This window comes from Flaviramulus sp. (assembly GCF_982512915.1).
Map to the genome: position 1 here is coordinate 192,619 of NZ_CEWOCJ010000002.1, position 22,852 is coordinate 215,470.

General features: G+C 31.1%; 21 protein-coding genes and 1 tRNA gene. 5 read left to right on the forward strand and 17 right to left on the reverse strand.

The window, feature by feature from the left end; translation table 11 throughout:
• The first annotated feature begins 16 nt into the window (after positions 1–16).
• Positions 17–658, forward strand: coding sequence for an MOSC domain-containing protein (locus AC1XJX_RS02430; RefSeq protein WP_482002373.1), 642 nt, complete (start codon positions 17–19; stop codon positions 656–658).
• 36 nt (positions 659–694) lie between these two features.
• Positions 695–1,936, forward strand: coding sequence for a DEAD/DEAH box helicase (locus AC1XJX_RS02435; RefSeq protein WP_482002374.1), 1,242 nt, complete (start codon positions 695–697; stop codon positions 1,934–1,936).
• A 50-nt stretch (positions 1,937–1,986) separates the two neighbouring features.
• On the opposite strand, the gene AC1XJX_RS02440 is transcribed toward AC1XJX_RS02435, so the two are convergent.
• From AC1XJX_RS02440 to AC1XJX_RS02460, 5 genes are all read right to left on the reverse strand, one after another.
• Positions 1,987–2,604, reverse strand: a complete 618-nt coding sequence (locus AC1XJX_RS02440) for a hypothetical protein (protein ID WP_482002375.1) — start codon at positions 2,602–2,604, stop codon at positions 1,987–1,989.
• Positions 2,605–2,607: 3 nt separating this feature from the next.
• Positions 2,608–3,774: a hypothetical protein gene (locus AC1XJX_RS02445; protein WP_482002376.1), complete on the reverse strand. Its 1,167-nt coding sequence runs from the start codon at positions 3,772–3,774 to the stop codon at positions 2,608–2,610.
• Positions 3,755–4,297 (reverse strand): hypothetical protein, encoded by a 543-nt coding sequence (locus AC1XJX_RS02450; protein ID WP_482002377.1) that lies wholly within the window; start codon positions 4,295–4,297, stop codon positions 3,755–3,757. The genes AC1XJX_RS02445 and AC1XJX_RS02450 overlap by 20 nt, the downstream gene beginning before the upstream one ends.
• A gap of 1 nt (position 4,298) precedes the next feature.
• Positions 4,299–4,826 (reverse strand): RNA polymerase sigma factor, encoded by a 528-nt coding sequence (locus AC1XJX_RS02455; protein ID WP_482002378.1) that lies wholly within the window; start codon positions 4,824–4,826, stop codon positions 4,299–4,301.
• Between the two features lie 153 nt (positions 4,827–4,979).
• Entirely contained in the window at positions 4,980–5,645 is a 666-nt protein-coding gene (locus AC1XJX_RS02460; protein ID WP_482002430.1) for a M15 family metallopeptidase, read from the reverse strand.
• Positions 5,646–5,677: 32 nt separating this feature from the next.
• Here AC1XJX_RS02460 and AC1XJX_RS02465 point away from each other — a divergent pair, with 32 nt between their 5' ends.
• On the forward strand, positions 5,678–6,271 hold the full coding sequence (locus AC1XJX_RS02465; protein ID WP_482002379.1) for an alpha-ketoglutarate-dependent dioxygenase AlkB family protein: 594 nt from the start codon (positions 5,678–5,680) through the stop codon (positions 6,269–6,271).
• Positions 6,272–6,839: 568 nt separating this feature from the next.
• Positions 6,840–7,538, forward strand: a complete 699-nt coding sequence (locus AC1XJX_RS02470) for a DUF4369 domain-containing protein (protein ID WP_482002380.1) — start codon at positions 6,840–6,842, stop codon at positions 7,536–7,538.
• Between the two features lie 54 nt (positions 7,539–7,592).
• Here AC1XJX_RS02470 and AC1XJX_RS02475 read toward each other — a convergent pair.
• The 5 genes from AC1XJX_RS02475 to idi all read right to left on the reverse strand — a co-directional run bounded on the left by AC1XJX_RS02475 (position 7,593) and on the right by idi (position 9,923).
• A tRNA-Thr gene (locus AC1XJX_RS02475) sits at positions 7,593–7,666 on the reverse strand.
• 61 nt (positions 7,667–7,727) lie between these two features.
• Entirely contained in the window at positions 7,728–7,997 is a 270-nt protein-coding gene (locus AC1XJX_RS02480) for a hypothetical protein (protein WP_482002381.1), read from the reverse strand.
• A 27-nt stretch (positions 7,998–8,024) separates the two neighbouring features.
• Complete coding sequence (locus AC1XJX_RS02485) at positions 8,025–8,990, reverse strand: type I phosphomannose isomerase catalytic subunit (protein ID WP_482002382.1); 966 nt, start codon at positions 8,988–8,990, stop codon at positions 8,025–8,027.
• 1 nt (position 8,991) lies between these two features.
• Positions 8,992–9,402 carry a 6-pyruvoyl trahydropterin synthase family protein gene (locus AC1XJX_RS02490; protein WP_482002383.1) on the reverse strand — a complete coding sequence of 137 codons (411 nt, stop codon included), beginning with the start codon at positions 9,400–9,402 and terminating at the stop codon, positions 8,992–8,994.
• Positions 9,399–9,923 carry an isopentenyl-diphosphate Delta-isomerase gene (idi, locus tag AC1XJX_RS02495; RefSeq protein WP_482002431.1) on the reverse strand — a complete coding sequence of 175 codons (525 nt, stop codon included), beginning with the start codon at positions 9,921–9,923 and terminating at the stop codon, positions 9,399–9,401. Before idi ends, AC1XJX_RS02490 begins: the two co-directional genes overlap by 4 nt.
• 128 nt (positions 9,924–10,051) lie before the next feature.
• Between idi and AC1XJX_RS02500 the strand changes: the two genes are divergently transcribed.
• Positions 10,052–11,641 (forward strand): peptide chain release factor 3, encoded by a 1,590-nt coding sequence (locus AC1XJX_RS02500; RefSeq protein ID WP_482002384.1) that lies wholly within the window; start codon positions 10,052–10,054, stop codon positions 11,639–11,641.
• A 393-nt stretch (positions 11,642–12,034) separates the two neighbouring features.
• On the opposite strand, the gene AC1XJX_RS02505 is transcribed toward AC1XJX_RS02500, so the two are convergent.
• The 7 genes from AC1XJX_RS02505 to rplK form a co-directional block, all read right to left on the reverse strand.
• A complete protein-coding gene (locus AC1XJX_RS02505) occupies positions 12,035–12,355 on the reverse strand; it encodes a DUF3467 domain-containing protein (protein WP_482002385.1) in 321 nt (106 codons plus the stop codon).
• Between the two features lie 53 nt (positions 12,356–12,408).
• A complete protein-coding gene (gene rpoC / locus AC1XJX_RS02510; RefSeq protein ID WP_482002386.1) occupies positions 12,409–16,710 on the reverse strand; it encodes a DNA-directed RNA polymerase subunit beta' in 4,302 nt (1,433 codons plus the stop codon).
• 31 nt (positions 16,711–16,741) lie between these two features.
• Positions 16,742–20,554: a DNA-directed RNA polymerase subunit beta gene (rpoB, locus tag AC1XJX_RS02515; protein ID WP_482002432.1), complete on the reverse strand. Its 3,813-nt coding sequence runs from the start codon at positions 20,552–20,554 to the stop codon at positions 16,742–16,744.
• A gap of 124 nt (positions 20,555–20,678) precedes the next feature.
• Entirely contained in the window at positions 20,679–21,056 is a 378-nt protein-coding gene (gene rplL, locus AC1XJX_RS02520) for a 50S ribosomal protein L7/L12 (protein WP_482002387.1), read from the reverse strand.
• A gap of 65 nt (positions 21,057–21,121) precedes the next feature.
• Entirely contained in the window at positions 21,122–21,643 is a 522-nt protein-coding gene (gene rplJ / locus AC1XJX_RS02525; RefSeq protein ID WP_482002388.1) for a 50S ribosomal protein L10, read from the reverse strand.
• A 19-nt stretch (positions 21,644–21,662) separates the two neighbouring features.
• A complete protein-coding gene (gene rplA, locus AC1XJX_RS02530) occupies positions 21,663–22,352 on the reverse strand; it encodes a 50S ribosomal protein L1 (RefSeq protein ID WP_482002389.1) in 690 nt (229 codons plus the stop codon).
• A gap of 20 nt (positions 22,353–22,372) precedes the next feature.
• On the reverse strand, positions 22,373–22,810 hold the full coding sequence (gene rplK / locus AC1XJX_RS02535; protein ID WP_482002390.1) for a 50S ribosomal protein L11: 438 nt from the start codon (positions 22,808–22,810) through the stop codon (positions 22,373–22,375).
• Positions 22,811–22,852 lie beyond the last annotated feature (42 nt).

Below are 22,852 nucleotides of genomic sequence, written 5' to 3' on the forward strand. Positions count from 1 at the left end.
ATAAGCCAAACTACTTATGAAAATAATAGCTACCAATATCGCAAAACCAACCACTTTTATTTGGAATGGCAAAGAGGAAACCACTGGTATTTATAAACTACCAACTAACGAGCCTATTTTTTTAACTAAAAATGATATCCTCAATGATGAAGTTTCAGACCGTTTACATCATGGTGGTTTTTATAAAGCGTGCTATATGTTTTCTGCAGAGCAATACCCATATTGGAAAGGTTTATATCCAGATTTAGATTGGAATTGGGGTATGTTTGGAGAAAACCTTACAGTTTCTAGTTTTAATGAAACCAATGTGTTTTTAGGAGACATATATAAAGTTGGAGAAGCACTAGTACAAGTATCTCAATACAGAGAACCTTGCTATAAATTAGCCAATAAATTTGGCAACCCACAAGTAATTAAACAATTTGTTGCTCATGGTTTTGGTGGCACCTATTTAAGTGTTTTAGAAGAAGGCTATGTTAATTTAAATGACACATTTACTCTGATAGAAAGACCCGAAAATACCTTATCTGTTGCTGACTTATTCAATTTAGTTTTTTCTAAAAAGAAGAATCAAAATCATCTAAAAATTGCAGCAAACAGCAAAGCCTTACCTGAAAAAAAACGAATATTACTTAAAAGTTATATAACTAACAATTGATTTAGTTTACATTATCTTTGTGGCAAATTATTTCATATGTCATTTAAAGACTTACAATTAAACAAACCCATATTAAGAGCCATTGCTGAGGCAGGTTATGACAACCCTACTTTAGTACAAGAAAAAACCATTCCTTTTGTTTTAGAAAGAAAAGATATCATAGTATCTGCACAAACAGGTACAGGAAAAACGGCTGCTTTTGCATTACCTATTTTGCAGTTATTATTTGATAACCAAGATGCACCAAAAAAAGGAAAAAAAATTAAAGCTCTAATAATAAGTCCGACTAGGGAATTAGCAGATCAAATAGGAGAAAACTTTAAAACTTACAGTGCGTATACAAATTTACGTGCTACCGTTGTTTATGGCGGTACTTCTATAGAACCTCAAATTGATGTTTTAAAAAAAGGTGTTGATATTTTAATTGCAACTCCAGGGCGTTTACTCGATTTGCATAAACAAGATGTTATAAATCTTGATTATGTAGAAACATTGGTTTTAGATGAAGCCGATCTAATGCTAGATATGGGTTTTATTGACGATGTAAAAAAAATCGAAAGATTATGCACCAAAGAAAAACAAGTTTTACTTTTCTCGGCGACCATTCCTTATAAAGTTGAACAACTTGCAGACACGATATTAAATAATCCTGAACGTATTGAAGTTGCAGTTAATTCTTCTACTTCAAAAAATATCAATCAAGTACTATATTATGTGCCTAAACGCCACAAAATTGAATTGTGTTTACATCTTCTTAGAAATACTATTAAAGGTAGTATTTTGATTTTTAGACGCACAAAATTTGGGGTTGATAAATTAGAGCAAACCTTGATAAAAAACGGCTATAAAGTTGAAAGTATACATGGTGATAAATCTCAAAATTTAAGACAAGACGCATTAAATAAATTTAAAAACGGTGATGTAAATATTTTAATAGCTACCGATGTTGCAGCACGAGGTATTGATATAAACGAACTTGATGCCGTAATAAATTTTGATTTACCAAACGTTCCAGAAACCTATGTACACCGCATTGGAAGAACTGCCAGAGCTGGAAAAACAGGAACGTCATATTCTTTATGTTCAGCTGATGAAAAAAGCTACATACAAACCATTCAGCAACTTATTCAATTGCAAATTGATGTGATTGATGAGCATCCATACCCTTTAGATCCTAAAGAAAAACCTATGGTACATAAGTCTCAAAAAACGGGAAGCAAACATAAAAAAGGCCGTAAAGGTGAAGGCTCTAAAAAAAATAAAAAACGCTGGTATTAAAAAAGCCCAAAGTATATTGAACAAAAGACATTTTATTTTAATTTAAATATTTATTCAAAAATAATATCAATTAAATAATAGTTTGGGATATTGAAAATGCTACCCCAATCCTCAGGTTTGTGTTCGCTTGCTGAAACTTCACAATACTTTTTCCAACCCGTTTCAATATCTGTATATAGCAAAAAATAACCCAATATGACATTTGATTTAGCCTCATTAATAGACATATTTTCATTGGCATCTAAAAAATCATGAAGTGCATATTTATCCTCTATTTTTCTAATATTATAATTTCTTTCAGTTGAAAAATGATTAAATAAAAATTTCATTTTTATCGTATTTTCTATTTGAGTTTTTACAAAATATCTAAAACCAAAAATGGTGTCATTTATTGAAGAAAAATACTCAGATTTTGAAGTATCCATTATCGTATCAACTTTGGCTAGGTTACCATTAGTATATTCTTTAACCAATAATCTATAATTTTTATTTTTTAAACCTGCTCCATAAAATTTGAGCTTGATAGTTTCAATATCCTGAAATCTTAAAATATCTTGTATTTCTTTATTTTCAGACCCAAAACTAGTTTCTAATTTAATCCTACTTTGCTGCGCATTTAGCTTGCTCAAGTTCATAAAAACTAAAACGATTATAAGCATGTTTCTCATAATTTATTTTTTTGATTTTATAAAAATATCGTTTGATGTATAAAGAATTCCTCTAACCATATCCATATTAATTGCTCCAGAAAAATGACCAACACCTTTTGCTTTACGCTCCATCATATTTGATTTATTTTTTGTTTTTGTTGGAGACATGGTGACTGATAAATTATCAAAGTGATTAACCGTATTATTACCAATAACTTTAAAGCTATAATCATGTTTTTCCGGATAAAACAAATATAACTTGGAGTACTCTGAAAAGAAATCAAACCTACCAAAGTCTTTAGACCAGTTATAAAAATAATATTCCCCATTAAAATCAGTAATACTTACTCTATCCTGTATTTCACCTATTTCTATTTTCGAAAATTCTGAAGTAATTTCAGTGTTTTTTATCGCTCCAATCTTTCCATCAGTTACATTCATAAAAGTAAAATCTCCACCAGAAATAGCTTCACATTCAAAACCGGCTTGATCTAATTGAAATTTACTGAAACGATTGCTTAAAAGTTGACTTTTTACAGATCCCTTTTTTAAGTTTAAAGATATTTCACCTGTCATGTTATCTAAAAATGTAATTTGAGCTTGCCTTCCTGTAATTTTAATTTTCACAAAATCTGGTAGTTTTATTAAAAACTTACTCTTATACATTTTAATTTTACTAAAATCAATATCTTCTTTTTCGCCTTTATCATTTAATAATTTAAGATTTTTTAAAAATGTATTTTTAATGTCGTCGTCTCTTATTTCCGAAATTAAACTATCCTTAGATTTTCTATGAATAGAGTCATTACTTTTTCCGAATTTAAAAACACCATCATCTAAAGTTAATCCAAAGGGTGAATTGAGTTGATAAGCTATTTTGGATATATTAGATATACTTGAAGTTTCCAGTTTTATGGTATTTTCAAATTTTACAGCCTCTACTTTAATGGAATCAATAAAAGCTTGCATATCGTTTTTTGAATAATTACTAAACTCAATGACATAATCAAAATACACTTCTCCATCTTTTGAATTTTCTATAGCTACCGTAGTGTTTTCTAGATTTAGAATAACTGTAATTAGATTGTTTGCTGTAAAGCTCTCAGAAAAAATGACTTTTTTCTGTGCTAAAACGGATACTGATGTGATGAGCATCAGCATCCAAATTTTAAAGTGTAATGGTTTCATATTGTTCGTTTTTTTGATTTATTAATTTGATGTGCTCTTGAATATCTTTGAGTAATTGAAGGCGGGTCTGCAGGTTTTCAACCAATGCCTCAATTACGGTTATATTATTACTGTCTTTTTTAAACTGAATTGAAATATTTTGATAATCAGAACTCAATTCATCTAACTTTTGTTTGTAGCGTTTAACTAAATTTTCATCCATTGCAATAGCTATAAAATTTTGCCATTCTTTATTAATGTTTGCTAAATATTGCTTTTCAATGGCATCTATTTGATTCACTATTTTAGATTCATCAGCAATCTGATTTGATGCCTTTTCTTTGGGTTTTAATATCAAAAAAGTTAAACCTAAAAACAGAATGGCAATTGCGGCTACTTTAATCAGATAATTAACCTCAAACCTAGCTGTATTTTGTTTTCTTGAGGCTTTAAGTTTATTGTAAAACTCTTGTCTGTGATTTTTGGGTAAGTTGTTTTTAATTACTTCATCTTCATTAAATAAATCTCTTATACCTTTTTTCATTTTAATAAGTTTTTAAAAGTTCTTGAAGTTTTAATTTACCACGTCTTAAATGTGTTCTAGATGTTTTGATCGGAATTTCTAAAATCTCTGAAATTTCCATATGATCAAATCCTTCAATCAAATAAAGTTGAACAACGATTTGGTATTTATGTGATAGTTTTGAAATTGCTTTAACTATTTCCTCTTTAGTGATTTCTGATTCAAAACTCCAATCATTTTCATCCTCTATTTCTAAATTAATAAGGTCTTTCTCAACAAATTCAACTTGTTTCTTTTTTAATTCATCTATACATTGATTAATCAAAATTCGCTTTAACCAAGACCCGAAAGTATAAGCAGGATTAAAACTATCTAGTTTTGTAAATGCTTTAATAAAACTTTCTTGCATGGCATCTTTGGCATCTTCAAAATTCAAATATCTACATGCAATTTGGTACATCGCATCACAATACAAATCATAAATCTGCATCATGGCTTTTTCATCACCATTCTTGCAACGATTTATTAAAACATAATGTACTTGTGACATATGGTTGTGGTTAGTATTCAATATTAAAAACGAAAAAAAACAGGTAGGGTTTCAAAATATAAAAAAAACCATCAATTTTGATGGTTAAATAGTTTTACTAGGATGGAGCATTAACAATATCAGTTATAATTAAAATATATTCTAAATAAAAAATCATTTTATTAAAAAATCAAAATAAGTATCAGGAAATGGCTCTCCTCTTAACGTGAAATGCCACCATTCCTTTGGGTAATTTCTAAAACCATATTTCAACATAATTTCTTGTAACAATTGCCTATTAGCTTTTTGTTTTTTAGAAATTTCTTCATAAGCTATCCATGATTCTTCTCCAAATAAATCATAAGGACTTCCCATATCTAAAGGAATACCTGAATTACCATCAATAATAGTTAAATCGACTGTACTACCTCTACTATGACCAGATTTTGAAGCTATATAACCTTCGCTAAATAAAAACCTTTTTTTTACATTAGGATAAAAAATGTGTTTATTTAAGGTATCATTCAAATTTATAGACCATTTAACAAAATGATTTACAGCTCTTTGTGGTCTAAATCCATCATAAACCCTTAAACACAAATTTTGTTGTTCTAAAGCTTTATGGACTAAATTTAAAGCTATTGCAGTTTCTAGGGTTAAAATAAGATTATTTGTTTTATAGCCTTCAATGGGTATTCCTATAAAATTGTTGGAAGTATAGTAACGCAACTCAACATCTATATCCGGAATAATATCTTTAACATAAACAAAACCCTCTGGCAATTGTGCAAAAGTGTTTATAAAACCAAATAAAACAATAATTAAATATTTCTTATTCATCATAATTATGCTAATTTAGAAAATAAAAGAATATGCTCTTTAGAAGTCCTATAAATTTAAAAATGAAAGATGCGGATGTTGTTTATTATCCAAATTTTTTCGATAAAAATACTGCTGACACTTATTTTAATGATTTATTAGAAACTATTAGCTGGAAACAAGACACTATTACCGTTTTTGGAAAAACACATTTACAACCAAGGTTAACAGCTTTTTACGCAGACAATAATAAAACATACTCATACAGTAACATTAAAATGCAACCTAACCAATTTAGTGGCAGTTTAGAACAAATTAAAAAGATTTTAGAGCATAACTTACAAATTAATTTCACCTGTTGTTTAGCAAATTTATACAGATATGGTTTAGATAGTAATGGATGGCATGCTGATGACGAAAAAGAATTAGGAATAAACCCTATTATAGCATCCGTTTCGTTTGGAGCTGAAAGATCATTCCATTTAAAACATAAATATGATAAAGCCGAAAAATTAAAACTAACATTACAACATGGCAGCTTATTATTAATGAAAGGCGCTACACAACATAACTGGCTGCATCAAATACCAAAAACAAAGAAAGTTATAGGAGAACGCTTAAATTTAACATTTAGAATTATTGTATAAAAAAACCGAGTTCCCTCAAACTCGGTTTTCTTTCAATTTGCTTTTTTATATTATGAGTTAGATTTGGGGTCTCCAGACCAACAACATAATGCAAATATTAATTAATTAATCCATTGAACTAAAAAGTATGTTATTTAGTACACTTCAAATATATAATTATTAAATATTACTAAACGATAAAATACATAATAAATCGATAAAATACACTTAATTTTAACATTTTAACCCGATAAAGTGTAAAAAATCGATTAAAAACATATTTAAAAGATTAAAAACAAAACTGCAGTAAGCTGTTATAACGAAAAAAGCACCTAAAATTTAGGTGCTTTTTCTAACTAACTAACCAAAAATAAATTACAATTCAAAGTTTAAAGTAACCACTCAATAAACTCATTTATAGTGAATGTAATTAATCTAAATAAAGCAATAGGTATGCCAAACTGATTTACATATTTTTATTTATGATTTATTTAACAATAGCTGACATTTTCAACTTAAAATTATTAATAACCAATTAGTATTTAAAATTTAAATATGTGATATTTGCCCTTCTTAAATTATAAAATTCATGAGAAAAATATCGTTTTTAGCTGTTGCCCTTTTAATAATTGCATGTGGCAATAAAGAGAAAGACTTAATTGTAAAAGCAAATATTAAAGGATTAAAAAAAGGAACTATTTACCTTAAAAAGATAGAAGATACTACAATAATAACTGTAGACTCATTAGTTATTAATGGAAATTCAAGTTTTGAATTATACAGCGATATAGATTCTCCACAAATTTTCTTTTTAGATTTAGATAAGCATAGTGCCGAAAAAGACAGATTAACCTTTTTTGCTGATAAAGGGGTTACAGAAATTAACACAACACTTAAAAACTTTGTTTTTGATGCCGAAATTAAAGGCTCAAAACAACAAAAAATATTAAACGATTATAAATCTATGATTTCTAAAATAAATAATAGATACCTTGACTTAATTAAGGAATCATTTGACGCTCAAAAGGATGGTGATACTGCTAAACTAGAAGCTATTAATAAAGAGTCAGACAATAACATAAAAAGAAAATATTTATACACTGTTAATTTTGCACTTAATAATAGAAACAGTGAAGTAGCACCTTACTTAGCACTTAGTGAATTATATAATGCACAAATCAAATATTTAGACACCATTAATAATTCTCTATCACCTCATGTTAAATCTTCTAAGTATGGAAAAGAATTAGAAGCATTCGTAAAAAAAATAAAAGAAAACGAAAAATAGAATTTAAAACTAATATTGCAAAAAGCCTCTTCATTCGAAGAGGCTTTTTTTTTGAGCCGATGGAGGGACTCGAACCCACGACCTGCTGATTACAAATCAGCTGCTCTAGCCAGCTGAGCTACATCGGCATTTTTTCCGGTTGCAAATATAATCGCAAAATTATTATATGCAAGTAGTCCGGTAAAAATTTTATACTAGTTTATTAATTTTTTCAATTAAATCTCTTCCTTTAGTCTCTAACTCTTGATTTATAGCTTTAAAATGTGATTTTGCATTATCAACATTTTTAGCATTTACCTTAGTTATTAATTCATCAAAAGTGTTTATTGCTTCATCAATGATAGCTTCACTAGCTTTAGTGTCTTTGTCTATGTTTGCGTATTCCCAAACATATACTGCTTCTATAATATCACCTAAAACGTAATTAATATCTTTCTTTAGGTTTTTAACATTTGCCATTTTTTGTGTTTTAAAATTTATACAAAATTAAACATATACTTCTAATAGTGTTGCTTTTTTAGAAGTAATTTGATATTCTTTAATAGCTGCTGGTAATAATATGGTTTCACCTTTCTTAATGTGCTCAATATTCCCATCTACATCTATTTCAGCATCACCATCTACACAAATGTAAATTAAAAAAGAATCTTGATTATTTTCCTTTTTTAAGGTTTCTGAAACTTCTAAGTAACTCGTTGTAAAATAAGGACAACTAACCATTTGGTTAGACTCATTTTTTGTTTTAGAATAATTTACTCTAAAATTATCTGGCATATTAAAATCAAATGCATCAATAGCCAAATCATTATGCAATTCTCTTTCATTACCATTATCATCAACACGATCCCAGTCATAAACACGATAGGTAATATCACTTGTCTGTTGAATCTCTGCCAACATAACCCCCGCTCCTATAGCGTGCACTCTTCCAACTTCAATAAAATAAGTGTCGCCAGTTTTAACTTTATCAAAATTTAAAATTTCTGTAAGCGTTTTATTTTCAAGATGGCTTAAATATTTTTCAGGTGTGATTTCTTGGTTAAAGCCAACTATCAAATTAGCATCATCATCGGCTTGCATTACATACCACATTTCGGTTTTACCAAAAGAGTTATGCCGTTTTGCTGCTAATTCGTCATTTGGATGTAATTGAATTGATAAATCTTCTTTAGCATCAATAAACTTGATTAGTAAAGGGAACTTATTTTTGAATATTCTATAATTTTGAAGTCCTATTAAATCAGCTTTGTACGTTTCTAAAATTTGTTTTAAAGATTGTCCTTTTAAGACACCATTAGAAACTATAGATGTATCGCCTTCAACATCACTAATCTCCCAACTTTCTCCAACATTAGGTAAGTTGTTTAGTTTATTTAACAGATTTTTCAATTTTTGGCCACCCCAAATTTTATCTTTCAAAATAGGGTTGAATTTTAATGGATATAAATTCATGTTAATTCCCTTTGTAGGTTACAAAATTCCTTGGAGTTTCATATAGAACAACCTCAAGCTCAAAATTAGAATTTAATTTTGATTTCATTTTATCGTAAATCACAACTGCAATATTTTCTGCAGTTGGATTAAGTTCTTTAAATTCTGGTACTTCAATATTCAAATTTTTATGATCAAAAGCATCTTCAACTTCGCTTTTAATAATATCTTTTAAAACTTTCATATCAATTACATAACCAGTTTCTTTATCAATTTCTCCAGTTACATTTACTATGAGTTCATAATTGTGCCCATGAAAATTAGGATTATTACATTTCCCGAAGATTTCTTGGTTTTTCTCAAAATCCCAATCTTTTCTGTAAAGTCTATGCGCTGCATTAAAATGCGCTTTTCTACTAACTGTTACTCTCATTTTGAAATATTTATATGTTCGTAGAATTTATCAAAAATCACTTTAAACCATTCTGTATACAATTCAGGGTATAAAGAAATATCATTTTTAACAGCTTCTAATGGCATCCATTTCCATGCTGCTACTTCATCTAAGTTAATCACTGGTTCCGCATTAAACTTACCTAAAAGAACATGATCAAATTCGTGTTCAGTTAAACCATTATCAAAGGGAGCTTTGTAGATAAATGATATAGTTTCTTGTAAATCGACAACGAAACCCATTTCCTCTTGTAATCGCCTTTTACCTGCTTCAATATTAGTTTCTCCATCACGTTGATGACTGCAACACGTATTGGTCCATAAACCTGGAGAATGATATTTATTTAATGCACGTTGCTGAAGCATCAAATCATTGTTATCATTAAAAATAAAAACTGAAAATGCTCTGTGTAGTAGAGCTTTCTCATGAGCTTCCATCTTAGGCATTAATCCAATTTGCTGATCCTCTTCATTAACAAGGATTACTTTTTCTTCTTTCATACGTAGCAAAAATACCAAGTAATTATTTAAAATTCATAATTCTAATTAGAAATTTAAAAAGTGATATAAAGTAGTATTCTTAATGACGTTAGAAATATTATCTTTGCAACCCATTTGGATAAGCATTTATGAGTTTTTTAAAAGAAATACAACGCAGAAGAACATTTGGCATCATTTCTCACCCTGATGCTGGTAAAACAACTTTAACAGAAAAATTATTATTATTTGGTGGCGCTATACAAGAAGCTGGTGCTGTAAAAAGTAATAAAATAAAAAAAGGTGCTACCAGTGATTTTATGGAGATTGAGCGTCAACGTGGAATTTCGGTTGCTACTTCTGTACTTGCATTTGAATATAATGGTATAAAAATTAATATTCTAGATACACCTGGACACAAAGATTTTGCTGAAGACACCTTTAGAACTTTAACTGCTGTAGATAGCGTAATTGTTGTTATTGATGTTGCTAAGGGTGTTGAAGAACAAACTGAAAAACTTGTTGAAGTTTGTAGGATGCGTAATATCCCGATGATAGTTTTCATTAATAAAATGGATAGAGAAGGAAAAGACGCCTTTGATTTATTAGATGAAATTGAACAAAAACTAGGCTTAAAAGTAGTGCCTTTAAGTTTCCCAATTGGTATGGGTTATGATTTTAAAGGTATTTATAATATATGGGAGAAAAACATCAATCTTTTTAGTGGAGATAGCAGAAAAGATATTGAAGAAACCATAGAGATTTCAGATTTAGGTTCATCCGAATTGGATAAACTTGTAGGGCCAAAAGCTGCTAATACACTAAGAGAAGAAATAGAACTTGTTGAAGGTATTTATCCAGAATTTAACAAAGAGGAATACTTAAGTGGACAACAACAACCTGTTTTTTTTGGGTCTGCTTTAAATAACTTCGGTGTTAGAGAGCTATTAGATTGTTTTATTGAAATAGCGCCTAAACCAAGACCAAAACACAGTGAAGAACGGTTAGTAGAGCCTAAAGAAGATAAGTTTACAGGATTTGTATTTAAAATCCATGCAAACATGGACCCAAATCACAGAGATCGTTTAGCTTTTATAAAAATTGTTTCAGGGAAATTTGAAAGAAACAAACCTTATTTGCATGTTAGACACAACAAAAAAATGAAGTTCTCTAGCCCTAATGCTTTTTTTGCTGAGAAAAAAGAAATTGTAGATATATCCTATCCTGGAGATATTGTAGGATTACATGATACTGGAAATTTTAAAATAGGTGATACATTAAGCGAAGGTGAAATTATAAATTACAAAGGCATACCAAGTTTCTCTCCTGAACATTTTAGATACATAAATAATGCTGATCCTTTAAAATCTAAACAATTATTTAAAGGTATAGACCAGTTAATGGATGAAGGTGTTGCTCAATTATTTACATTAGAACTTAATGGAAGAAAAGTGATTGGAACTGTTGGAGCTTTGCAATATGAGGTAATACAATACAGATTAGAGCATGAATATGGCGCAAAATGTACGTATGAAAACTTAAATGTTTTTAAAGCATGTTGGGTTGACCCAAAAAATTCAAAATCTGAGGAATACAAAGAATTTGTAAGAGTTAAGCAACGTTTTTTAGCAAAAGACAAACAAAATCAACTAGTCTTTTTAGCAGATTCTCCATTTTCATTACAGATGACACAACAAAAATACCCAAACATTAAGCTTCATTTTACTTCAGAATTCGAATAAATTGAAAATGTATTTTATCGATAAATCTGTAATTTGTTTTTTTATAATTTATCGGTTTATAAATACATTTAATCATAAATAAGTTTATAAATTTTCACACCAACTAAAATTAAAATTTATTGAAACTTATAATTTGAAATTTAGTAATTAAGTAATTACGTTAACCTTCTTCCCAAGTACTTGATACTTATTAAAAAATTTGACAAAGAACTTTAAGAAGTTATTAACGAGTGAGTGTTTCCTTGGATTAATCTAGATTATTCAAAAAACAAACAAAGTAATTTAGCAAATAAAAAATGACCGTGAGGAGCATAAAATACTTATATAATGCGCCTCAAAAACAAGCTAGTTAAAAATAAAAAAAAGCCTTTTGAAGATTCAAAAGGCTTTTTTTTAAGCTTGACCAGTTGGCCCAAAATTAAGGGGAATTGGTGGCTGTTCATAATCTTTAATTTCACCGTGAGCATTTTCAAATCTAGCAACATTATCATTCAAAGCTTTTAGCAAACGCTTAGCGTGCTGTGGTGTTAAAATAATTCTAGATTTTACTTTGCTTTTTGGTATACCAGGCATAATACTAACAAAATCTACAACAAACTCTGAAACAGAGTGGTTAATAATAGCTAAATTAGAATATATGCCTTCAGCTATTTTTTCATCTAATTCTATATTTATTTGCCCTTGCTTTTTTTGGTTTTCATTATCGTTTACCATAATAAATAGTCTCTAAAAAAAAGCATTCCCGCTAAAGCGGGAATGACATTTAATTAATTATAATTTAATTCTTTTTTCACTTGCATCATTTGGTCAAACTCTTCTTTAGACCCTACGATAATGTCATTATAACGTCTCATTCCAGTTCCTGCTGGTATTCTATGACCTACAATTACATTTTCTTTTAAGCCTTCTAAATCGTCTACTTTACCTGCTACAGCTGCTTCATTAAGAACTTTTGTAGTTTCTTGGAATGAGGCCGCTGATATAAATGATTTCGTTTGAAGTGAAGCTCTTGTAATTCCTTGAAGTATTGGTGTAGCTGTTGCTGGTTTTGCATCTCTAGCTACCACAAGTTTTTTATCTTCACGACGTAAAATAGAATTTTCATCTCTTAATTCACGAGGTGTGATTATTTGACCGGCTTTAAGCGTTGATGAATCTCCGGCATCTTCAATAACTTTCAATCCAAATATATCATCGTTTTCTTTGATAAAATCTGCTTTATGAACTAATTGGTCTTCAAGGAATAATGTATCACCAGAATCAATAATTTGAACTTTACGCATCATTTGTCTAACAACAACTTCAAAATGCTTGTCATTAATTTTCACTCCTTGTAAACGGTAAACTTCTTGAACTTCGTTTACTAAATATTGTTGAACTGCTGAAGGTCCTTTGATATTTAAAATATCATCTGGAGTAACAGATCCATCAGATAAAGGCATACCTGCTTTTACATAATCATTTTCTTGAACAAGAATTTGATTAGATAATTTTACTAAGTATTTTTTAACTTCACCTAACTTAGATTCAACTACGATCTCACGATTTCCTCTTTTAATTTTTCCAAAAGAAATAACACCGTCAATTTCACTTACAACTGCAGGATTAGAAGGGTTACGTGCTTCAAACAACTCCGTAACACGTGGTAAACCTCCTGTAATATCACCCGCTTTTGCAGATTTACGAGGAATCTTAACTAATATTTTACCAACAATAATTTTTTCTCCATCATCAATCATTAAGTGAGCACCTACTGGTAGGTTATAAGAACGAATTGTTTCTCCTTTACTATCTTCAATATGAAGTGTTGGAATAAGTTTTTTATTTCTAGATTCAGAAATTACTTTTTCTTGGAAACCAGTTTGTTCATCTATTTCAACTTGGTATGTCATACCTTGTTCGATGTTTTCATATTTTACTTTACCAGCAAATTCTGAAATAATAACACCGTTGTATGGATCCCAAGTACAAACAATATCTCCTTTACTTAATTGATCTCCACTCTTAACATAAATAGTAGATCCGTATGGTATATTGTTAGTACTCAATAGAATACCAGTTTTCTTATCTGTTAATTTAAGCTCAGATGTTCTAGAAATAACAATATCAATATCATTACCCTCACTATCTTTACCCTTAACTGTTTTTAAATCTTCAATCTCTGCTATACCATTAAATTTAACAGCTAATTTATTTTCTTCAGAAATGTTACCAGCAATACCACCTACGTGGAATGTACGAAGTGTTAACTGAGTACCAGGTTCACCAATAGACTGTGCAGCCACTACACCAACAGCTTCACCACGTTGAACCATTTTACCAGTAGCAAGGTTACGCCCGTAACATTTAGCACAAATTCCTTGTAAAGCTTCACAAGTTAAGGCAGAACGCACTTCTATACTTTCTATAGGTGATTCTTCTATAGCTTTAGCTATTGGGTCTTCTATTAATTGACCAGAAGCTACTAACAACTCTTCAGTTAATGGATTATAAACATCATTTAATGATACACGTCCAACTATTCTTTCTTCTAAAGTTTCTACAACTTCATCATTTTTCTTTAGTGGCTCTACTTCGACACCTCTTAATGTACCACAATCCTCTGTATTGATAATAACATCTTGAGAAACATCAACTAAACGACGAGTTAAATATCCAGCATCCGCAGTCTTAAGTGCTGTATCGGCAAGACCTTTACGAGCTCCGTGAGTTGAGATAAAGTATTCTAAAATTGAAAGACCTTCCTTAAAGTTAGAAAGAATTGGATTCTCAATAATTTCTCCACCTCCTGCATTAGATTTTTTAGGTTTTGCCATTAATCCACGCATACCTGTAAGCTGACGAATCTGTTCTTTAGATCCACGAGCTCCAGAATCAAGCATCATAAATACCGAGTTAAATCCTTGTTGATCTTCACGGATACGTTTCATAGACAATTCTGTCAATTCAGCATTCGTAGAAGTCCAAATATCGATAACTTGGTTGTAACGTTCGTTATTTGTAATGAGACCCATATTATAGTTACCCATAATACCATCAACAAGTGAGTTAGCCTTATCAATCATTCCTTGTTTTTCTGGTGGAATGATTATATCACCTAAACTAAATGATAAACCGCCTTGGAATGCAAATTTGAATCCAAGGGTTCTAATAGCATCTAAGAAATCTGCAGTTTCAGGAACAGAAGTTGCTTTAAGAATATTACCAATAATATCTCTTAAAGATTTTTTAGTTAAAACTTGATTGATATATCCGGCTGCTTGAGGAACGTGTTGATTAAATAATACACGACCTACAGTGGTTTCAACAATCATTTTATCTAACTTACCATCTTCATTAATATCGATAGTACGAACTTTAATTCCTGCATTTAAGTCAACTTTCTTCTCGTTAAAAGCGATTTCTACTTCTTCTGGAGAATAGAATGTTAAACCTTCACCTTTTACTTTTACTTCAGGAGTAGATTTACGTAATTTGGTCATATAATATAAACCAAGTACCATATCTTGAGAAGGTACAGTAACTGGTGATCCGTTTGCTGGATTTAATATATTATGAGATGCCAACATTAATAATTGACATTCTAAAATTGCTTCTGGTCCAAGTGGTAAATGAACTGCCATTTGATCCCCATCAAAATCCGCATTAAAAGCTGTACAAACTAATGGGTGTAACTGAATAGCTTTCCCTTCAATAAGTTTTGGTTGAAAAGCTTGTATACCCAATCTGTGTAAAGTAGGGGCACGATTAAGTAATACTGGATGTCCTTTAAGAACATTTTCCAAGATATCCCAAACCACTGGCTCTCTTTTGTCTATAATTTTCTTAGCGGATTTAACTGTTTTCACAATACCTCTTTCAATTAATTTTCTGATAACGAAAGGCTTGTATAATTCAGCTGCCATATTTTTTGGTAATCCACATTCGTGTAATTTTAATTCTGGCCCAACAACAATTACCGAACGTGCAGAATAATCAACACGTTTACCAAGTAAGTTTTGGCGGAAACGACCTTGCTTACCTTTTAAAGAATCTGATAACGATTTTAAAGGTCTATTAGAATCGGTTTTTACAGCGGATGATTTACGTGTATTATCAAATAATGAATCAACTGACTCTTGTAACATACGTTTTTCATTCCGTAAAATTACTTCAGGTGCTTTAATCTCAACAAGTCTTTTAAGACGATTATTACGAATAATTACACGACGATATAAATCATTTAAATCTGAAGTTGCAAAACGACCACCATCTAACGGCACTAAAGGACGTAATTCTGGTGGGATGATTGGAATAACTTTCATAATCATCCATTCAGGACGATTTTCTCTGTTGTTATTAGATTCACGTAAAGACTCAACAACTTGTAAACGTTTCAAGGCTTCAGTTTTACGTTGTTTAGATGTTTCAGTATTAGCTTTATGACGTAATTCGTAAGACAATGCCTCTAAATCAATTCTCGCTAATAAATCAATTAAACATTCAGCACCCATTTTAGCTAAAAACTTATTTGGATCTATATCATCTAAATACTGATTATCTTGAGGAAGTGTATCTAAAATATTTAAATACTCTTCTTCTGTAAGGAAATCTAATTTCTGTAAAGGTTCACCTTCTTCATTTTTAGCATTACCTGGCTGTATTACTACATAACGTTCGTAATAAATTATCATATCTAATTTCTTAGATGGTAACCCAAGTAAATAACCAATTTTATTTGGTAATGAACGGAAATACCAGATATGTGCAATAGGAACAACAAGGTTGATATGTCCTACTCTATCACGACGTACTTTCTTTTCAGTTACTTCTACCCCACAACGGTCGCAAACAATCCCTTTGTAACGGATTCGTTTATATTTACCACAAGCACACTCATAATCCTTTACAGGACCAAAAATACGCTCACAGAACAAACCATCTCTTTCAGGTTTGTGAGTTCGATAATTGATAGTTTCTGGTTTTAAAACTTCACCTCTAGATTCTGCTAATATAGATTCTGGCGATGCTAAACCAATTGAGATTTTATTAAATCTTCTTACTGTATTCTTATCTTGTTTTCTTGCCATAATATATGGTTGAAATGAATTTATTAATTAACTACTCCTCTAATCTGATGTCTAAACCTAAACCTTTCAATTCGTGCATAAGTACATTGAATGATTCTGGTAAACCTGGATCTGGCATTGGCTCACCTTTTACAATAGCTTCGTATGTTTTAGCTCTACCAATTACATCATCAGATTTTACAGTTAAAATCTCACGTAAAGTACTTGATGCTCCATAAGCTTCAAGTGCCCATACTTCCATCTCACCAAAACGCTGTCCACCAAATTGTGCTTTACCACCAAGAGGTTGTTGTGTTATTAATGAGTAAGGTCCTATAGAACGTGCATGCATTTTATCATCTACCATATGTCCTAATTTCAACATGTAAATAACACCAACTGTTGCCGGCTGATCAAAACGCTCACCTGTACCACCATCATATAAGTAAGTATGTCCGTATCTTGGTATTCCTGCTTCATCAGTTAATTCGTTAATCTGATCAATAGTAGCACCATCAAAAATAGGTGTTGCATAAGTACGGCCTAATTTTTGACCTGCCCAACCAAGAACAGTTTCATAAATCTGGCCAATATTCATACGAGAAGGTACACCTAATGGATTTAAAACAATATCTACAGGTGTTCCATCTTCTAAGAAAGGCATATCCTCAGCACGCACAATACGTGCTACAATACCTTTATTACCATGTCGTCCTGCCATTTTATCACCAACTTTAAGTTTACGCTTTTTAGCAATGTATACTTTAGCAAGTTTAATGATACCTGCTGGTAGTTCATCACCTACAGAAATAGTAAACTTCTCACGTCTTAAAGAACCTTGTAAATCGTTTTCTTTAATTTTGTAATTATGAATTAAATCAGCGACTAATTGATTTGTATGATCATCTGTTGTCCATTTTCCAGAAACTAAATGTGCATAATCATCAACAGCATTTAACATTTTTAAAGTGAATTTTTTACCTTTTGGCAATACTTCTTCGCCTAGATCATTATGAATACCTTGTGCTGTTTTACCATTTACAATGTTGAATAACTTGTCGATTAAGACGTTTTTCAAATCGTCAAACTTAGCATCATAAATACCTTCTAATTGTAAGATATCATCCTTATCTTGAGCTCTCTTACGCTTATCTTTTACAGCTCTTGAGAATAATTTTTTCTCAATAACTACACCATTTAAAGAAGGAGATGCTTTGAGTGATGCATCTTTAACATCACCTGCTTTATCGCCAAAAATAGCACGTAGTAGTTTTTCTTCTGGTGTTGGATCGCTTTCACCTTTAGGAGTAATCTTACCAATTAAAATATCTCCAGGTTTAACTTCAGCACCAATACGAATCATTCCATTTTCATCTAAATCTTTAGTAGCTTCTTCTGAAACATTTGGAATATCGTTTGTTAACTCTTCATTACCTAATTTAGTATCTCGTACTTCTAATGAATATTCATCAATATGAATAGATGTAAAGATGTCTTCACGAACCACCTTTTCAGAAATCACAATCGCATCCTCAAAATTATAACCTTTCCAAGGCATAAAGGCTACTTTCATGTTTCTACCTAAAGCTAATTCACCTTTTTGAGTGGCATAACCTTCACATAAAACTTGACCTTTAGTTACTTTATCACCTTTAACCACAATCGGTTTTAAGTTGATTGAAGTTCCTTGATTGGTTTTTCTGAATTTTACTAGTTCATAGGTTCTAATATCACTATCAAAACTCACTTTTGCCTCATCTTCAGAACGCTCGTATTTAATTTGAATTTCTTTAGCATCAACATATAAAACTTCTCCATTTCCTTCCGCATTAATTAAAACTCGAGAATCTGAAGCTACTTGGCGCTCTAAACCTGTACCAACTATAGGTGCTTGTGGTAATAATAAAGGAACTGCTTGACGCATCATGTTAGACCCCATCAATGCACGATTAGCATCATCATGTTCTAAGAACGGTATTAAAGAAGCCGAAATAGATGAAATTTGATTTGGTGCAACATCTGTATAATGAAGTGCCGTTGGATCAATTACAGGGAAGTCTCCTTCCATTCTAGCAATAACCTTATCATGCAAAATCTTACCTTTTTCATCAACTTTAACAGTTGCTTGAGCAATTAATTTTTCTTCTTCCTCTTCTGCACTTAAGTATACTGGTACCCCTTTAATATCTACAATACCATTTGCAACTGGACGATAAGGTGTTTCAATGAATCCCATACCATTCACTTTAGCAAATACTGAAAGTGATGAAATTAAACCAATATTTGGTCCCTCTGGGGTTTCAATAGGACATAAACGACCATAATGAGTATAATGAACGTCACGAACCTCAAAACCTGCTCTTTCTCTTGAAAGACCTCCAGGTCCAAGAGCTGATAAACGACGCTTATGAGTAATCTCTGCTAATGGATTTGTTTGATCCATGAATTGAGATAACTGATTAGTTCCAAAGAAAGAATTAATTACCGACGATAAAGTTTTAGCATTAATCAAATCAATTGGTGTAAACACCTCGTTGTCACGAACATTCATACGTTCACGAATTGTACGAGCCATTCGTGCTAAACCAACTCCAAATTGTTGAGATAATTGCTCGCCAACTGTACGAACACGACGGTTAGATAAGTGATCAATATCATCAATCTCTGCTTTTGAGTTGATAAGCTCGATTAAATATTTTATAATAGTAATGATATCTTCTTTGGTAAGCACTTGCTTATCCATTCCAATATCTAAACCTAATTTTTTATTCATTCTGTAACGTCCAACTTCACCTAAAGAGTAACGTTGGTCTGAGAAGAACAATTTATCAATTATTCCACGTGCTGTTTCCTCATCTGGTGGTTCTGCATTACGTAATTGTCTGTATATATGTTCAACAGCCTCTTTTTCAGAATTTGTTGGGTCTTTTTGAAGTGTATTATGAATGATGGCATAATCTCCTTGCTCAGTACTTTCTTTATGTAAAAGAATAGTCTTAACATCAGCTTCAATAATTTCTTCTATATTATCTTTATCTAATATGGTATCACGGTCAAGCACAATTTCATTACGCTCGATAGATACTACTTCTCCAGTATCTTCATCAACAAAATCCTCATGCCATGTATTTAATACACGAGCTGCTAATTTTCTACCTGTATATTTTTTTAATCCGGTTTTAGAAACTTTAATTTCTTCAGCTAAATCAAAAATTTCAAGTATATCTTTATCACGTTCAAAACCAATTGCACGGAAAAGCGTTGTTACTGGTAATTTTTTCTTTCTATCAATGTATGCATACATTACCTGATTGATATCTGTAGCAAATTCAATCCAAGAACCTTTAAAAGGAATTACTCTAGCTGAATATAATTTAGTTCCATTAGCATGGAAAGATTGACCAAAAAATACACCAGGTGAACGGTGTAATTGTGATACAACAACACGCTCAGCACCATTAATAACAAATGTACCACTAGGAGTCATATAAGGTATTGTACCTAAGTACACATCTTGAACAATGGTCTCAAAATCCTCATGTTCAGGATCTGTACAGTATAACTTTAATCTAGCTTTTAGCGGAACGCTGTAAGTTAATCCTCTTTCAATACACTCTTCAATAGTATATCTTGGTGGATCTACGAAGTAATCTAAAAATTCTAAAACGAATTGATTACGAGAATCTGTGATTGGAAAATTTTCCATGAAGGTATTATATAAACCTTCATCACCTCTTTCTTCAGACTTAGTTTCTAGTTGGAAAAAATCCTGGAAGGATTTAATCTGAATATCTAAGAAATCAGGATATTCTGTTCTATTTACAATAGAGGAGAAATTTAATCTTTCAGCTTGTGTGGATAACATCAATAGACGGAATTTTGATTAAAAAAAATTGTTAAATCGTATATAATGATTATATACGCAAAATGGTTTAGGTCTTAAAGAGCATTCTCCAGACCTAAACCTTAATGTTGTTGAGTTTTAAAGCTTATTTAAGCTCAACCTCAGCTCCTGCTTCTTCTAAAGATGCTTTTAAAGCTTCAGCTTCATCTTTAGAAACACCTTCTTTGATTGGGCTAGGCGCACCATCAACTAATTCTTTAGCTTCTTTTAAGCCAAGACCAGTTAATTCTTTTACTAATTTCACAACTGCCAATTTAGAAGCACCTGCAGCTTTTAGTATTACATCAAATTCAGTTTGAGCTTCAGCAGCATCTTCACCACCTGCAACAGGTCCAGCAGCTACAGCCACAGCTGCAGCAGCAGGCTCGATACCATACTCATCTTTTAATATAGCAGCTAACTCATTTACTTCTTTTACTGTTAAGTTAACTAATTGTTCTGCGAAATCTTTTAAATCTGCCATTTTTCTATCGTTTTTAATAAATTTTAATAATAATATATTTGTAATAAAGTGCGTAATATTTAATACTATCCTTCTTTTTCAGATAGTGTTTTAATAATTCCAGCTAATTTTCCACCACTTGACTTAAGTGCGGAAACAACATTTTTAGCAGGAGATTGTAATAATCCAATGATTTCTCCTAATAATTCTTCTTTAGATTTGATATCAACTAACATATCTAAAAGGTTGTCTCCAATGTAAACTGATTCCTCAATAAACGCTCCTTTTAATAAAGGTTTGTCTGATTTTTTACGGAACGTTTTAATTAATTTAGCTGGCACATTACCTGTTTCAGAATACATAACTGATGTATTCCCTTTTAAAACTGAAGGAAGATCTCCAAAATCTCTTTCGGATGCTTCCATTGCTTTTTCAAGTAATGTATTTTTAACAACTGCTAACTTTACGTTTGCTTTAAAACAAGCGCGACGTAAATCCGAGGTAGTAACAGCATTTAATCCTGAAATATCAGCTAAATAGATATTTGCATTACTAGCTAATTCTGCAGTTAACTCCTCAATTACTTGTGATTTTTCTTGTCTTGTCATAATAAAAGTTTTAACTTAATTAACTAATTTTAGGATCAACAGAAATACTTGGGCTCATAGTAGAAGATATAAAAATACTTTTCACATATGTACCTTTTGCAGTTGTTGGTTTTAGTTTAATTAATGTTTGTAATAATTCATTTGCATTACCTGCAATTTTATCAGCACTAAATGATGCTTTACCAATAGCAGCGTGTACAATACCAGTTTTATCAACTTTAAAGTCAATTTTACCAGCTTTCACTTCTGTTACAGCTTTAGCTACATCCATTGTTACAGTACCAGTTTTTGGGTTAGGCATTAAACCACGAGGACCTAACACACGTCCTAGAGGACCTAATTTACCCATTACACTAGGCATTGTAATAATAACATCAACATCGGTCCAACCGTTTTTAATCTTATCTAGATATTCATCTAAACCAACATAATCAGCTCCTGCTTCTTTTGCTTCAGCTTCTTTATCTGGTGTTACTAATGCTAATACTTTCATGTCTTTTCCAGTTCCGTGAGGAAGTGATACTACACCTCTCACCATCTGGTTTGCTTTACGAGGATCTACTCCTAAACGCACAGCTATATCTACTGATGCATCAAATTTAGTATTAGTAATTTCCTTAACTAATGATGATGCTTCAACTAGAGAATAAACTCTACCTTTTTCAATTTTCGCTAAAGCTTCTTTTTGCTTTTTTGTTAATCTTGCCATTTTTTAATGTCTTTAATAGATTAATTTGGTGCGTTTCCGGTAACGGTTATACCCATTGACCTTGCGGTACCAGCAACCATTCTCATAGCAGCTTCAATAGTAAATGCATTTAAATCTACCATTTTATCTTCTGCTATAGTCTTGATTTGATCCCATGACACTTTAGCTACTTTTTTTCTGTTCGGTTCTCCAGAACCTTTTTTTAACTTGGCCGCTTCTAATAATTGTACTGCAGCTGGAGGTGTTTTTATAACAAAATCAAAAGACTTGTCCTTATAAACAGTGATAACTACAGGCAATACTTTACCTGGTTTATCTTGGGTTCTAGCATTAAATTGCTTACAGAACTCCATAATATTAACCCCAGCAGCACCTAAAGCGGGTCCAACCGGTGGCGACGGATTCGCTGCACCTCCCCGAACTTGTAACTTAACTACTTTACCTATTTCTTTTGCCATTTTTAATAATTTAGTTCGATACGCTTCTTTAAAATTGGAAGC